General features: G+C 69.4%; 13 protein-coding genes. 10 read left to right on the top strand and 3 right to left on the bottom strand.

Annotated features, from left to right (window positions below):
* Positions 1-15: 15 nt before the first annotated feature.
* Positions 16-561: a MarR family winged helix-turn-helix transcriptional regulator gene (locus tag ACWPXE_RS15795; RefSeq protein ID WP_454018585.1), complete on the bottom strand. Its 546-nt coding sequence runs from the start codon at positions 559-561 to the stop codon at positions 16-18.
* A gap of 283 nt (positions 562-844) precedes the next feature.
* Here ACWPXE_RS15795 and ACWPXE_RS15800 point away from each other — a divergent pair, with 283 nt between their 5' ends.
* The 6 genes from ACWPXE_RS15800 (at position 845) to pdeM (ending at position 7,309) form a co-directional block, all read left to right on the top strand.
* Positions 845-1,810: an alpha/beta fold hydrolase gene (locus tag ACWPXE_RS15800; protein WP_454018586.1), complete on the top strand. Its 966-nt coding sequence runs from the start codon at positions 845-847 to the stop codon at positions 1,808-1,810.
* Between the two features lie 156 nt (positions 1,811-1,966).
* A complete protein-coding gene (locus tag ACWPXE_RS15805) occupies positions 1,967-2,296 on the top strand; it encodes a hypothetical protein (protein WP_237903362.1) in 330 nt (109 codons plus the stop codon).
* Between the two features lie 170 nt (positions 2,297-2,466).
* Positions 2,467-2,793, top strand: coding sequence for a hypothetical protein (locus ACWPXE_RS15810; protein WP_454018587.1), 327 nt, complete (start codon positions 2,467-2,469; stop codon positions 2,791-2,793).
* A gap of 2 nt (positions 2,794-2,795) precedes the next feature.
* Entirely contained in the window at positions 2,796-3,635 is an 840-nt protein-coding gene (locus ACWPXE_RS15815) for a class I SAM-dependent methyltransferase (protein ID WP_454018588.1), read from the top strand.
* A gap of 516 nt (positions 3,636-4,151) precedes the next feature.
* Positions 4,152-6,620, top strand: coding sequence for a ligase-associated DNA damage response DEXH box helicase (locus ACWPXE_RS15820; RefSeq protein ID WP_454018589.1), 2,469 nt, complete (start codon positions 4,152-4,154; stop codon positions 6,618-6,620).
* On the top strand, positions 6,620-7,309 hold the full coding sequence (gene pdeM / locus ACWPXE_RS15825) for a ligase-associated DNA damage response endonuclease PdeM (protein ID WP_454018590.1): 690 nt from the start codon (positions 6,620-6,622) through the stop codon (positions 7,307-7,309). Before ACWPXE_RS15820 ends, pdeM begins: the two co-directional genes overlap by 1 nt.
* Positions 7,310-7,412: 103 nt before the next feature.
* On the opposite strand, the gene ACWPXE_RS15830 is transcribed toward pdeM, so the two are convergent.
* On the bottom strand, positions 7,413-7,901 hold the full coding sequence (locus ACWPXE_RS15830) for a fasciclin domain-containing protein (RefSeq protein WP_454018591.1): 489 nt from the start codon (positions 7,899-7,901) through the stop codon (positions 7,413-7,415).
* Between the two features lie 267 nt (positions 7,902-8,168).
* Between ACWPXE_RS15830 and ACWPXE_RS15835 the strand changes: the two genes are divergently transcribed.
* From ACWPXE_RS15835 to ACWPXE_RS15850, 4 genes are all read left to right on the top strand, one after another.
* On the top strand, positions 8,169-9,626 hold the full coding sequence (locus tag ACWPXE_RS15835) for a cryptochrome/photolyase family protein (protein WP_454018592.1): 1,458 nt from the start codon (positions 8,169-8,171) through the stop codon (positions 9,624-9,626).
* 137 nt (positions 9,627-9,763) lie between these two features.
* A complete protein-coding gene (locus tag ACWPXE_RS15840; RefSeq protein WP_454018593.1) occupies positions 9,764-11,797 on the top strand; it encodes a PhoX family protein in 2,034 nt (677 codons plus the stop codon).
* A gap of 118 nt (positions 11,798-11,915) precedes the next feature.
* Positions 11,916-12,422, top strand: a complete 507-nt coding sequence (locus ACWPXE_RS15845) for a Fur family transcriptional regulator (protein WP_454018594.1) — start codon at positions 11,916-11,918, stop codon at positions 12,420-12,422.
* On the top strand, positions 12,392-13,576 hold the full coding sequence (locus ACWPXE_RS15850) for a CobW family GTP-binding protein (RefSeq protein WP_454018595.1): 1,185 nt from the start codon (positions 12,392-12,394) through the stop codon (positions 13,574-13,576). Before ACWPXE_RS15845 ends, ACWPXE_RS15850 begins: the two co-directional genes overlap by 31 nt.
* 123 nt (positions 13,577-13,699) lie before the next feature.
* On the opposite strand, the gene ACWPXE_RS15855 is transcribed toward ACWPXE_RS15850, so the two are convergent.
* Complete coding sequence (locus ACWPXE_RS15855) at positions 13,700-15,283, bottom strand: hypothetical protein (protein ID WP_454018596.1); 1,584 nt, start codon at positions 15,281-15,283, stop codon at positions 13,700-13,702.
* Positions 15,284-15,285: the final 2 nt, after the last annotated feature.

A 15,285-nucleotide genomic window follows, 5' to 3' on the forward strand; every position in this document is an offset into this window, starting at 1 on the left:
AACGGACGCTCGGGATCAGAATTCCGGCGTATCGTAGCGGATCAGATCGCTCCACGCCCGCTCCAAACGGCGCAACGTGCGGTATGTCGTCTCCAGATCGGCGGCTTCCTCGTCGGTGCGGATCAGCGCGTCGCCCCGCACGGCCTCCAGCCCGCGCAGCGCCTCGCACAGCTTCAGCCCGCGCTCCGACAGGCGGAGCCGCGCCGTGCGCCGGTCGCGCTGCGAGGCGGAGCGGTCGACATAGCCCGCCTCCACCAGATGCTTCAGGTTGTAGGAGGCGTTGGAGCCGAGATAGTAGCCGCGCTCCAGCAGGTCGCGCACCGACAGCTCCTCGCCGCCGATGTTGATCAGCATCAGGGCCTGGCCGGGGCTGAGGTCGTCGATCCCGATCCGCGCCAGTTCCATCCGCAGCACGTCCAGGAAACGCCGGGTCATGCTCTCGATGATGCGGCCAAGGTCGGTGTAGACGGCGGGCAGGGACGCGCCCACCGGGGCGACGCTGTCCGGCGTGGCTCTCTCCGGCACGGCTGGGGTCGGCTGCTGCTTGGCGGCGGCGCTCATCGCGATACTCCCGCTTTGGAAAAAACCTTCATGGTATGGCGTGTTTCCAATTCCGAACGGTGGACGGTTTCCCCGTCCTTCTGTCGCAAGAATGATAAGATTTTAGTTTAATTTGTGGAAACAATGTTGAGACATGGCGGCTCTGCACGCCGGAACCGCCCCATTTACCTCCTGTTGCCCCCCTGTCCCTGCAATCCGCCCCTGCAACCCGGAGGAGCCCGACCATGCCGCAGTCCACACGTCATCCCGCCGCGCCGCAAGCGTGCACTCGGAGGGTCCGCTGATGCGCAGCGGCTTGGCTCTCGCGGCCGGTTTGCTGGCCGGCCTTTGGCTGGACACCCGCCACCGCACCAACCGGGCGGAGCAGGAACACCCGCCGACCGGTCATTTCATGAGCGTCGGCGGCACCCGCCTGCACTATCTCGACCATGGGCCGAAGGACAGCGCGTCGCCCCCCGTGGTGTTCCTGCACGGCAACGGCACCACCGCCGACGACTGGGCGCTGAGCCTTCTGGACGAGGCGGCCCGACACCGGCGCTGCGTCTGCTTCGACCGGCCCGGCCATGGCTACAGCGAGGCGACGCCACGGCGCGACGCCGGTCCCGCCGCCCAGGCCGCGCTGCTGCGCGCCGCCACCCGCAAGCTGGGGCTGGAGCGTCCCATCGTCGTCGGCCATTCGCTGGCCGGGGCGGTGGCGCTCGCCTGGGCGCTGGATTTCCCGGAGGAGATCGGCGGTCTGGTCATCCTGTCGGCCTTCACCCACCCGACCCCGCGGCTCGACTTCCTCCCCATGATGGGACCGGCCATTCCGGCGGTCGGGCCACTGCTCAGCCACACCGTCCTGCCGCCGCTGGACCGGCTGATCCTGCCGGCGATGATGCGCCGCATCTTTGAGCCGAACCCCGTGCCGCCCAGCTACAACGAACTGTCTCCCGACCTTCTGCTGCGCCCGACGCAACTGGAGGCCGCCGCAGCTCAACTCGCCGCTTTGATTCCCGGTGTGGCGGCGATGGCGCCGCGCTATTCCGAGATCCGCTGCCCGATGGCGGTCGTCGCGGGACGGGAGGACCGCATCGTCGATCCCCACGCCCACGCGGTGCAACTGCACAACGCGGTCCGCGGATCGACGCTGCATCTGCTGGCGGAAACCGGGCACATGCCTCAGCACGCCCGCCCGGACGCGGTGATGGCCGCCATCGAGCGGGTGGAGCGGGCCATGACCAGCACGTCGGTTCACGCGGAGGCATGAGTCGTTCCTCCTGATTCGGCGACCGGGGATTGCGACTCGAAAAAAGCGACTCGTGGCGACTCGGGTGAGGGATGGTTAACAGTTTGGTTACGATCCAAGCGCTAACCTTCGGCCATATCGCACACTTTCAGCGCCTCAAGGATTACGCCGATGTCCATGGCCGCCGACGTTGACACCATCGAACGCACGTCCATCGTCGCCTACACCCTCCTCAACGAGCTGCACGACGTGCTGGCTCTGCCCAAGGCGCCCGATGACGTGACGCTCGGCATTCTGATGGGGCTGTCCATGTTCATGGACGACAAGGTCGGTCCGATGCGCTCCAAGCGCCTGATGTCGGAGGCGCCGACCATCGTCCTGAAGACCGACGCCCACGTCACGTCGGACCAGATGCAGCGGATCATGCCGGTCCTGCGCGCCTTCGGCGATCACCTGAAGGACATGCGCGCCAAGGCCGCCCGCCCTGTCGACGACACCGTCGCCTGACCGCGGAGCGCAACCCCGGTTTCACGAAAGGCCCGGCCGGCAACGGCTGGGCCTTTTGCCGTTCCGGTGCCCGGCTTGACCCGCCCGGCAATTCATCGGATGCTGAAACCATTGGTTCACCGGAGGGTCGCCGCCGGTGACCCGGACGCAACGCAGGGGCGGCTTCGGCCATGGAACTGCCAACGGGGGATTGGATCTGGGCTCTGGCCATCGCCGCCCTTCTGACAGGCGCGACGGTCAGCGTCATCGTGCTCGCCGCCGTCGGCTCGATCCGCCGCAGCGTCAACGAGGGCGGCGCCCGCCAATCGCAACAAATCCGCAAGCTTGCGGAGACCGTCGCCACCCTGAACGCCCAGCAGCAGGCCGCCGAGGGCCGCGTCCAATCCCTGACCGAGGCGAACCGCAAGCTGGCGGAGGAGGTCGCGGCGCTGAACGAGCGGCTGCGCGACGCGGACTCCGTCCCCCGCATCACCGGCATCGCAAGGCTTCTCCACTGACCATGCCCGACTTGTCCACCCGCCCCATCGACGGCGACGCCGAGCGCGCTCGCTGGACCGCCAGCGCCGACGCCTGGGACCGCTGGGCCGACCCGATGGCCGATCTGGCCGACAAGCTGAACCAGCCCCTGCTCGATGCCGCCGGGGTGACGGCGGGCGACCGGCTGCTGGACCTCGCCTCCGGGGCCGGCGAACCAGCGCTGAGCGCCGCCCTTCGGACAGGTCCGGATGGGCTGGTGGTGGGCAGCGACCTCGTGCCCGGCATGATGGCCGGCGCCCGGCGCCGCGCCGCGGGGATCGCGGACGAACGGCGCCCGGCCTTCGCCGCCGCCGACATGACCGCCCTGCCCTTCGCCGCGGAGAGCTTCGACCGGGCGACCTGCCGCTTCGGCATCATGTTCGTCCCCGACGTGGCGGCGGCCCTGGCCGAACTGCGGCGCGTGCTGCGCCCCGGCGGGCGGGCGGCCTTCATGGTCTGGGGGCCGCGCGCCGGCAACGCCCTGTTCAACACGGTGGGCGACGCGGTCGCCACCCAGTTGGGCGAGGACCGCAGCCTGGACCCGCTGTTCCGCTTCGCCGCTCCCGGCCTTCTGGCGGAGGCCATGCGCGCCGCCGGCTTCGCCACGGTGACCGAGACCGACATCACCCCGGTCCGCAAGGCCCCCCAGGGCCAACCCTTCTGGCGCGCCACGCTGGAGATGAGCTTCGGCCACCGCCTGCACGACCTCACCGCCGGGCAGCGCGCCGACCTCGACGCCGAGGTGACCCGCCGCTTCGACGCGCAGGCCCAGGGCGGCACGATCCCCCTGCCCATCCACGTCCGCATCGTCATCGGCGCCTAATTCCCTCCCCCGCCCAGCTCTCGCGCAAACCGAGGGTTTGCGCTGACGCAGCAGGCGGACCTTCGGTCCGCCGAAAGCGGGGGAGGGTCAGGGAGGGGGCAACCCTCGCAACCCAACAACGCGCCCAAGTGCCGCAGCCATCCCACCGAGCCACATCCCCGGTTGACCTCGCCCGCGCATTCCTTTGGATGGTGCGTGCCGACGGGCCCTGCCCGTCCGGCATTCGAGAGGAGGTGATGCGCTTGAAAAGGTACCTGAAGTGGTTCCGACGCTTCTGGTTCCGGATGAAGTTCGAGTTCGAAGCCGGCTTCAACCAGGACCGCGATCGCTAAGGAACCAATGGGCGGGGTCGGGAAACCGGCTCCGCCTCCAGGAGACCGAAGGCGCATCACCTCCTTGCCTCACAAAATACCACAGCGCCGAAAGCCGTCAACGGGACGCAAAAGCGCTCCCGTTCTTGCTCCGTTCGATTCGCGACACTATTCTTTCCGGTCTCAGCGAATCATCCGGTCCTTCATGCCCGATCTCCCCTCCCCCCTCCTCCCCGCCAACGTCCAGGGCTGGTTCCGGTCGCGGGGCTGGGCGCCGCACCCGCACCAGCTCGCCATGGTCGAGGCGGCGGCGGCCGGGGACAGTGCCCTGCTGATCGCGCCGACCGGCGGCGGCAAGACGCTGGCCGGCTTCCTGCCCTCGCTGATCGATCTGGCGGAGCGCCCGCGGGAGGGGCTGCACACGCTCTACATCTCGCCGCTGAAGGCGCTCGCGGTGGATATCCAGCGCAATCTGGAAGAGCCCGTCGCCGAGATGCGGCTGCCCATCCGCACCGAGACCCGCACCGGCGACACGCCCGAATCCAAGCGGCGGCGGCAGCGGGCCAACCCGCCGCACATCCTGATGACCACGCCGGAAAGTCTGGCGCTGATGATCGCCTACGCCGACGCGGCGACGATCTTCCGGCACCTGCGCTGCGTCATCATCGACGAGCTGCACGCGCTCGCCGGGACCAAGCGCGGCGACCTGCTGGCGCTGGGGCTGGCGCGGCTGTCCCGGCTGGCGCCGCAGGCCCGGCGGGTCGGGCTGTCGGCCACGGTGGCGGAGCCGGCGCAGCTTCTCGCCTGGCTGTCCAAGACCGGGCACGCGGATGGCGGCGACGTGCGGCTGGTCACCGGCCGGGCCGGCGCCTCCGCCGATGTGGACATTCTGACGACGCGCGAGCGGCTGCCCTGGTCCGGCCGCATGGCCATGCACGCGCTGAAGGAGGTGTACCAGCGCATCCGCGCCCACCGCACCACGCTGGTCTTCGTCAACACCCGCGCCCAGGCGGAACTGGTCTTCCAGGAACTCTGGCGCCTCAACGACGAAACCCTGCCCATCGCGCTCCATCACGGCTCGCTGGCGGCGGAGCAGCGGCGCAAGGTCGAGGCCGCCATGGCGGCGGGCAAGCTGCGGGCGGTGGTGGCGACCTCCTCGCTCGACCTCGGCATCGACTGGGCGGCGGTCGATCTGGTGGTGCAGATCGGCGCGCCGAAGGGGGCGAGCCGGCTGGTCCAGCGCATCGGCCGCGCCAACCACCGGCTGGACGAGCCGAGCCGCGCCCTGCTCGTCCCCGCCAACCGGTTCGAGGTGCTGGAATGCCGCGCCGCGCTGGACGCCGTGGCGGCGATGAGTCTGGACGGCGAGCGGCCGCGCCCCGGCGGGCTGGACGTTCTGGCCCAGCACATGCTCGGCATGGCCTGCGCCGAGCCCTACCGGCCCGACGACCTGTATGACGAGGTGGTCCGCGCCGCGCCCTACGCTGGGCTGTCGCGGGATGAGTTCGACGACGTGCTGGACTTTGTGGCGACCGGCGGCTACGCGCTCGGCAATTACGAGCGCTTCCATCGGCTCAAGCTGCGCGAGGACGGGCGCATGGCGGTGGCCGGGCCGGCGGTGGCGCGGCAGTACCGCATGAATGTCGGGACCATCACGCAGGAGGCCATGCTGCGCGTGCGCCTGAGCCGCGGTCCGGTGCTGGGCGAGGTGGAGGAGCATTTCATCCAGGGCCTCACCCCCGGCGACACCTTCGTCTTCGCCGGCCAGTTGCTGAAGTTCCTCGGCATCCGCGAGATGGAGGCGCAGGTCGCCAAGGGCGGCACCGGGGAGCCGAAGGTCCCGGCCTACGCCGGCGGGCGGCTGCCGCTGACCACGGCGCTGGCCGACCGGGTGCGCGCCATGCTGGCCGACCCGGCGCAGTGGCCCGGCCTGCCGGAGGACGTGCAGGAATGGCTGCGGCTGCAGCGCTGGCGCTCCGTCCTGCCGGCGCGCGACGGGCTGCTGGTGGAGAGCTTCCCCAAGGCGGGAAAGCGCTTCCTCGTCGTCTACGCCTTCGAGGGGCGGAACGCGCACCAGACCCTGGGGATGCTGCTGACTCGGCGGATGGAGCGGATGGGCTGCGGCCCGCTCGGCTTCGTCGCCACCGACTATGTGCTGGCGGTGTGGTCGTTGCGAACGCCGAAGGACATGGACGGGCTGTTCGACCAGGACATGCTGGGTGACGATCTGGAGGCCTGGATGGACGAGTCCTCGATGTTGCGGCGGACCTTCCGCAACGTGGCGCTGATCACCGGGGTCATCGACCGCCGCCATCCCGGGCAGGAGAAGTCGGGGCGGCAGGTCACCTTCTCCTCCGACCTGATCTACGACGTGCTGCGCAAGCACGATCCCGGCCATGTGCTGCTGCGCGCCACCCGCGCCGACGCGGCGGGCGGACTGACCGACGTGCGGCGCCTGTCGGATTTCCTGGTCCGGGTGAAGGGCCGCATCACCCACAAGGACCTCGACCGCATTTCCCCCCTCGCCGTGCCGGTCATCCTGGAAATCGGGCGGGAACGGGTGGACGGTTCCGCCACCGACGAGCTTCTGGAGCAGGCCGCCGCCGATCTGGTGGCCGAGGCGATGCCGGAGCTGGGGTCCGACGGTGACAGCCAAGGCCGCTTGACGTTGTGATGACGATGGACACGACGATGACCCTGCGCGGCGCCGCGCTGGCTCCCGATCCCTCCGGCGCGCTGGTCTGGCCGGCGGAGCGGACGCTGGTGGTCGCCGACCTGCATCTGGAGAAGGGCTCGGCCTTCGCGGCGCGCGGGCGGATGCTGCCGCCCTACGACACGCGGGCGACGCTCGGCCGGCTGGCGGAACTGGTGGAGCGGCTGGCGCCGGAGCGGGTGATCTGCCTGGGCGACAGCTTCCACGACCGCCGGGCGGCGAGCCGCATGGAGGCCGGCGATGTGGCGCGGCTGCGCGACCTGACCGGACGGGTGGCGGACTGGCTTTGGGTCACCGGCAACCACGACCCGGAACCGCCGGAGGGCTTCGGCGGGCGCATCCTGGACGAGCTGACGCTCGGCCCGCTGACCTTCCGGCACGAGGCGGTGCCCGGCGCCGTGGGTGAATTGTCGGGGCATCTGCACCCGGTGGCCGCCGTCGTCGTGCCGGGCCGGCGGGTGCGGGAGCGCTGCTTCGCCTTCGACGGGGGAAAGCTGATCCTTCCGGCCTTCGGCGCCTTCGCGGGCGGGCTGAACGTGCTGGACCCGGCGGTGTCGAACCTGCTGGCGGCGCGGTTCGAGGTGCATCTGCTGGCCCGCGGCAAGGTCCACCGCTTCCCGCGCAGCCGCCTGTCTCCCGACAAGGCTTAAAAAGAAAAAGCCCGGAGAGTCGGGGGAACTCTCCGGGCGAGTGGTCCTGCCGGAACCGGCGGTGAGACGTCCGGCAGGAGGGACCTCAAGAAAAAGCAGAACGTCAGTTCGGCATCATGACCGTGTCGATCACGTGGATGACGCCGTTGGACGCCATGATGTCGGGCTTCACGACCTTCGCGTTGTCCACCATCACGCCGCCCTTCGTCGCGTCGATGTCCACAGTGGTGCCCTGCACGGTTTTCGTCGATGCCGTCTTGCCGGCGATATCGGCCGAGGTCACCTTGCCCGACACCACATGATAGGTGAGTACGGAGCGGAGCTTCTCGCGGTTCTCCGGCTTCAGAAGATTTTCGACGGTGCCGGCGGGAAGCTTGGCGAAGGCCTCGTCGGTCGGGGCGAAGACGGTGAAGGGACCACTGCCCTTCAGCGTGTCCGCGAGCCCGGCGGCCTGGACGGCCTGGACCAGCGTCTTGAACTGGCCCGCCGAGACGGCGGTGTCCACGATGTCCGCCGCCTTTGCGGACATGGCGGCGAGGGACAGCGGCAGGGCGACGGTGGCGGCGGTCAGCAGGCGTGACAGGCGGGACATGTGGTTTCCTCCGTTGATGGCGTCTCGTTCCTCCCCCGACCGTGGAACCGGTGCCGTCGGCCGCCGTGCCTCCGGCTCCACGTCGTGGCAGCGAAGGCGGAAATAGCGGCGTAGAAACCTCGGTCAATAGGATTTCCCCAGGAAAAATTTTTGCCGTCGCGGTGATCCGGAGCAATCGGCGCCGCGTAGCAAGAGCCATTGACCGTGGTCATTGGCTGCGGCGTTTTGGCATGCCTGTTCTTCTGTCCATTTCCTTAAAGTTGGCCGATGAAGACCGATCATTCACCCATCCTCGTCTGGTTTCGCAACGATCTTCGCCTTGCCGACAACCCGGCGCTCAGCGCCGCGGCGGAGGATGGGGCGCCGGTCATCCCGGTCTTTATCCGGGAGAAGGACGACCACGATCCCTGGCTTCCCGGCGGCGCCTCCCGCTGGTGGCTGCACGGCAGCCTGGAGCGGCTGGGCGAGGCGCTGGCGAAGCTCGGCTCGCCTCTGGTGCTGCGCAGCGGCGACCCCGCCGTGGTGCTGGCGGCGCTGGCGGAGGAAACCGGCGCCGACACGGTGCTGTGCAACCGCCGCGCCGGCCCCACCGCCATCGCCCGCGACCGCCGGGTGGGCGAGCGGCTGACCGCGCGCGGTGTGACGGTTCATCCCCACAACGCCGCCCTGCTCTACGAGCCGGGGACCATCCGCACCAAGTCGGACACGCCCTTCCGGGTGTTCACGCCCTTCTGGAAGGCGCTGCTGTCCATGCCGGAGCCGCCGCGCCCCACCCGCGCGCCGGCCAAGCTGACGCCGCCGGCCAAGCCGGTGTCCAGCGAGCCGCTGACGGATTGGGGCCTGCTGCCCACCGCTCCGGATTGGGCCGATGGCCTGCGCGAACGCTGGGAGCCTGGGGAGGAGGCGGCGCGTGAGCGTCTGGCCGATTTCCTGGATGGTCCGGTCGCCGCCTATCCGGTGGAGCGCGACCGCCCGGATCATGACGGAACCTCCGCGATGTCACCGCACCTCGCCTTCGGAGAGATCGGCCCGCGGCAGATCTGGCACGCCACCCGTCACGCCGCCGACCAGCGGCATGAACTGGCCGCCGGCGCCGAGGCCTTCCTGCGGGAACTCGGCTGGCGGGAGTTCAACCACCATCTGCTGCGCGAGGAACCGGGGATTCCGGACACGCCGCTGGACGACCGCTTCGCCCGCTTTCCCTGGCGGACCGACAAGGCGGGCTTGCGCGCGTGGCAGCGCGGGCGGACCGGCTACCCCATCGTGGATGCGGGGATGAGGCAGCTCTGGCGGACCGGCTGGATGCACAACCGCGTGCGCATGATCGTCGGCTCCTTCCTCATCAAGGACCTGCTGATTCCCTGGCAGGAGGGCGAGGCGTGGTTCTGGGACACGCTGGTCGACGCCGACATCGCCAACAACGCCGGCAACTGGCAATGGGTGGCCGGCTGCGGCGCCGACGCGGCCCCCTTCTTCCGCGTTTTCAACCCGATCCTCCAGGGCGAGAAATTCGACCCGGAGGGCGCCTATGTCCGGCGCTACGTGCCGGAACTGGAAAAGCTGCCCAGCCGCTGGATTCACAAGCCGTGGGAGGCGCCGGACGAGGTCTTGCGGCAGGCTGGCGTCACGCTCGGCAGGGACTACCCGCGGCCGATCGTCGACCACGGCACCGCCCGCGACCGCGCGCTGGCCGCCTTCCAGGAGATCAAGAAAGCCGGCGATTGAGCGGCGCGGAGTCGTGAAACCCGACCGTGTGTTTTCATTCCGCCTTCATGGGAGTGCAAAGAAACCGTCACAGGCCGCCGGTAAGGTGCGCCCGCCCCTACCCAAAATAAATTTGCGGAAAGAGACGAGGCACACCGATGGACACCCATGACCTGCCCCAGAAGGGCACCAAGTATCTGACCTTCGAGGGCCGCGAGGACATCGGCTCCAACCCGTCCGAAAACCCGACCATGGGCGACGTCATCAACGCCCGCCTCGGCCGCCGCGACATGATGCGCAGCATGCTGACCGGCGCCGCGGTCAGTGCCCTGATCGGCCCGGCCGCCCTGCTCTCCGCGCCGCGCGAGGCCGAGGCTGCTGTGACCGGCGCCCCGCGCCCGGCCAAGGCCAGCTTCTCCTTCCAGGAGGTGGCGCACGGTGTCGACGCCGACCATCACGTCGCCGCCGGCTACGACGCCGACATCCTGATCCGCTGGGGCGACCCGGTGGTCCCCGGCGCGCCGGCCTTCGATCCGATGAACCAGTCGGCCGAGGCGCAGTCGAAGCAGTTCGGCTACAACAACGACTTCGTCGGCTACGCCCCGCTGCCGCTCGGCTCGCGGTCGCCGGACCGCGCCCTGCTCTGCGTGAACCACGAATACACCGACGAGGAGGTCATGTTCCCCGGCGTCGGCGTGGAACAGCAGAAGGACAAGTTCGCCCGCATGACCAGGACGCTGGTGGACATCGAGATGGCCGCCCACGGCGGCACCGTCGTCGAGATCCGCAAGGTCAAGGGCAAGTGGGTGACCGAGCCGAACTCCAAGTACAACCGCCGCATCACCGGCGAGACGGCCTGCGCCATCACCGGCCCGGCCGCCGGCCACGCCCTGATGAAGACCAGCTATGACCCGGCAGGCACGATGGTCCGCGGCATGCTGAACAACTGTTCCGGCGGCATGACGCCCTGGGGCACCTGGCTGTCGGCGGAAGAGAACTTCAACGGCTACTTCTGGGGCAAGGTCGAGGACACCAACCCGAACGCCAAGGTGCTGAAGCGCTATGGCTTCCCCGGCGAATGGTACAACTGGGGCGTTTATCACGACCGCTTCGACATCGCCAAGGAGCCGAACGAGTCCAACCGCTTCGGCTGGATCGTCGAGATCGACCCCTACGACCCGACTTCGACCCCGAAGAAGCGCACGGCGCTCGGCCGCTTCAAGCATGAGGCCTGCCAGATCGCGCTGGGCAAGGACGGCACGGTGGTCGCCTACACCGGCGACGACGAGCGGTTCGACTATGTCTACAAGTTCGTCGCGGCGAAGAAGTTCGACCCGAAGAACCGCGCCGCCAACATGGACATCCTGGAGACCGGGACGCTCTACGTGGCGAAGTTCAAGGCCGACGCCTCGGTCGAATGGCTGCCGCTGGTCCACGGCCAGGGTCCGCTGACCGCCGAGAAGGGCTTCCCCGACCAAGCCACCGTCCTGATCAACGCCCGCCTCGCCGCCGACGCGCTGGGCGCCACCAAGATGGACCGTCCGGAGGACATCGAGGTCAACGCGGTGACCGGCAAGGTCTACGTCGTGCTCACCAACAACTCCCGCCGCAAGCCGGAGCAGGTGGACGCGACCAACCCGCGCGCCGAGAACAACTGGGGCCACATCGTCGAGATCCTGCCGGAGAACGGCAACCACGCCTCGACCAAGGCGGAATGGACGATCCTGGTCCGCGGCGGCAACCCGGCGGACGGGAAGGTCGGCGCGCAGTTCCACGCCGACACCTCGGCCAACGGCTGGTTCTCCTGCCCCGACAACGCGGCGGTGGACCACCGCGGCCGCCTGTGGATCACCACCGACCAGGGCGAGAACTGGAAGAAGGCGTCCGGCACCGCCGACGGCGTCTGGGCCGTGGAGACCGAGGGCAACCTGCGCGGCCTGTCCAAGATGTTCTACCGCGTGCCGGTGGGTGCGGAGATGTGCGGTCCCTGCTTCACCACCGACGACAAGACCCTGTTCGTCGCCGTGCAGCACCCGGCAACCGACGGCGTCGACCAGTGGGAAGGCTTCAAGGGCAAGCTCTCCTCCTTCGAGGACCCGGCGACCCGCTGGCCCGACTTCAAGCCCAACATGCCGCCGCGCCCGTCGGTGGTCGCCATCACCAAGAAGGACGGCGGCGTGATCGGTCTCTGACCGGACGCATGACCGTCCCATAATCCAGCGACACGCCTTGAAAGGGCGGCCCCCGCATCCGGGGCCGCCCTTCTTCTTTGTCTGGTGTCGGCGTCCGGCGATGTAATAAGATAACGCCATGACCGCCGATCCCCACCCCACCGCCGGCCCGGCCTCCCGCCATGGGCACGACCACGCGCATTGCATCGCCGACGCGCTGACCCGCGCCGACGCCCTGTGCGCGGAGCGCGGCGCCCGGCTGACCGCGCTCCGCCGGCAGGTCCTGGAGCTGGTCTGGAACAGCCACAAGCCGCGCGGCGCCTACGCCATCCTGGAGGACCTCAGCCAGCGCGAGGGCAAGGCCACCGCCCCGCTGACCGTCTACCGGGCGCTGGAGTTCCTGGTGGAGCACGGGCTGGTCCACCGCATCGAATCGCTGAACGCCTACATCGGCTGCGCGGCGCCGGGGGCCGTCCATTCCGGACAGTTCCTGGTGTGCGAGACCTGCGGCAACGCCGTGGAGATCGACGACCCGCGCATCCGCGCCGCCATTGGCACCATCGCCGCCGAGCATGGTTTCCAGGTCAGCCGCCCCACCGTCGAGGTGCGCGGCACATGCACCGACTGCCAGGAGAAGACCCCGTGACCGCCGCACCCACCCCCGCCGCCCCGTCGGCGCCCCGCCTGCCCGTCTCGGTGCTGACCGGCTTCCTCGGCAGCGGCAAGACCACGCTGCTGCAACGGCTCCTGCAGCATCCCGGCATGGCCCGCACCGCCGTGGTCATCAACGAGTTCGGGGAGGTCGGGCTGGACCATCTGCTGGTCGCCAAGGCGTCGGAGAACATGGTGCTGATGGACAGCGGCTGCCTGTGCTGCACCATCCGCGGCGACCTCGTCGACACGCTGCGCGACCTGTTCCTGAAGCGCGTGCGCGGCGACATCCCGGAGTTCGACCGGGTGGTGGTGGAGACGACGGGCCTCGCCGACCCGGCCCCGATCATCCACACGCTGATGAGCGACCCGCTGCTGGCCGCCCGCTTCCGCCTGGACGGGGTCATCAGCACGGTGGACGCGGTGCATGGCGCCAGCCAGCTCGACCGCCAGCCGGAGAGCGTGAAGCAGGCCGCCGTCGCCGACCGCATCGTGCTGACCAAGACCGACCTCGCCACGCCGCACACGACGCTCGCCTTGTGCCAGCGCCTGTCGGCCATCAACCCGGCGGCCCCGCAGATCCCCGCCGCCTTCGGCGAGGTGGACCCGGCCCTGCTGTTCGACGCCGGCCTCTACAACCCGGAAACCAAGAGCCCCGACGTGGCGCGCTGGCTCCGGGAAGAGGCGTACCGCGACGAGCAGGCCCATCATCATGATCATGATCACGGGCACGACCATGATCACGGGCATTACCATCACGACCATGGCGACGCCTGCGGCCCCGATTGCGGGCACGATCACGACCATCACCACCACGACGCCAACCGGCACGACGACCACATCCGCGCCTTCTGCATGGTGGTGGACGAGCCGATCCCATGGAACGGCTTCGTCGACTTCATGGAGGCCCTGATCGCCGCCGGCGGGGAAAACCTGCTGCGCATCAAGGGGCTGCTGAACGTGAAGGAAAGCCCGCTGCCCGTCGTCGTGCACGGCGTGCAGCACATGTTCCACCCACCGGTCCAGCTCCAGGAGTGGCCCGGCGAGGATCACCGCTCCAAGGTCGTCTTCATCACCCGCGACATCGGCGAGGCGGTGATCCAGCCGATGTTCGACCAGTTCGTACGCGGCGCGGAAGGGACGGCCTGAGGGCACTCTCTGCCCCCACCCCGGCCCTCCCCGCTGCCGCAGGGGAGGGTGCCTTCTGCAAAGTGGCGGCAGTCCCCTCCCCCGCTTTGCAGGGGAGGGTTAGGGTGGGGGCAACCGCCCGCCTCACCTCACCTTGTAAAGCTGGAAGTATCGCCCTTCCTGCACCAGCGTCAGATGCTCCGGCACCGGGTTGGCACGGCCCGGCTCGCTGAACAGCACATAGACGTAGCCGAAGCGCCGGGGCCAGTCGGCCCAGTAATGGTTGTCGCGCAGGCCCGGCTGACGCACCGCGTCGGCCACGTATCCGATGCGCGGCATATAGGTGAAATCACCATCCAGATCCGCGTAGTCCGGCTTCAGCAACAGCACCTGCTTGCCCGGATGGGTGAAGGCGATGGGCACGAGGCTGGAGCGCTCCATCAGCGCCAGCACCGGCGCGTGGTGCAGGCCGAAGGACAGGGCGCGATCATCGGTGAACTGGGTGGCGCGGAAGATCGACTTGTGCAGCGTCTCGTCGGCGTAGGTGGCGAGCACCGTGCTGCCCGGCTCGATCCGCTGCAGGGACTGGCGCACCTCCTCCAGCAGCGGGTCCACCTTGGCCAGCCCCACCCCGGCGTCGGCGCTGCGGAGCAGCGACAGCGCGACCACCACCGACAGGAAGGCCACCCGCATGGTCGAGGTCGCCAGTTCCCAGCGCACGAAGCCCAGCGCGACGAAGGCGATGCCGATGGGCAGGCGGCTGTCGGCGAACCAGGAGCCGAACAGGACCAGCGGCATCGCCGCATAGACCACCAGCCCCAGCGCGATGGTGATCGCGCCGACCGGATGCAGCCGCAGCGCCCCGCTCCACAGCCCCCAAGCGATGCCCAGCCCGACGGCGATTCCCGTCACGTACCCCACCGTGTCGGCGTAGCCGCCGAACAGGAAGTCGAAGCCCATCAGCTTCGCCGTGCCGACCCACAGCACCGCGTCGGCGAAGCCCGACGACGGGCTCATCAGCAGCAGAGGCGGCACGATCAGGAAGGGCAGACCGAAGGCCAGCGCGTCCGGCAGCGCCTGCCGCGGCGCGCGCCAGCCGCCGCTCCGCCACAGCCGCCATCCCTCGAAGGCCAGAAGCGTCAGCCCGTAGAGCCCGAGCGCGAACAGATGCGAGATGAACAGCAGCAGCACGACGCCGAGCGAGGCCAGCCCGCGCTGCCAGGGGGCGCGCTCCCGCATGACGATCCAGCCGGCGATGCCCCACAGCGCCAGCCCCAGCCCGAACAGGTAGTTGAACAGGCCCATGTAGGTGGACAGCGTGTAGAGGAACAGCCCGGCGGCCAGCGGCCCCAGTTCCACGCGGCCCCAGACGGCGCGGTAGAGCGCGATGGAGCCGGTGACCAGCACAAGATAGCTGGCGGTGACGAACAGCCGGCTCGCCGTGTGCACGCCGATCAGCTTGGCCAGCGGCGGCACGACGATGTCCATCACCAGATTGGGGATGATCGCCCAGCGCACCATGTAGAACTGCGCCAGCGCCGGGTCCTGGTCCAGATGGGCCAGGGCGTACATGCGGGTGACGTGGTTGACGTAGTCGCCCAGCGCCGGAATCTCGAACATCCAGACGGGGACCGAGGCCGCCACCAGGATCAGCAGGGCAGCGGGCCAGACATACACGGACTCGGCGCGCGACGCCGCCCGCCCGTCGAGGGTGAAATCCCTGAACATGC

It is taken from the genome of Azospirillum sp. Marseille-Q6669 (assembly GCF_965111635.1).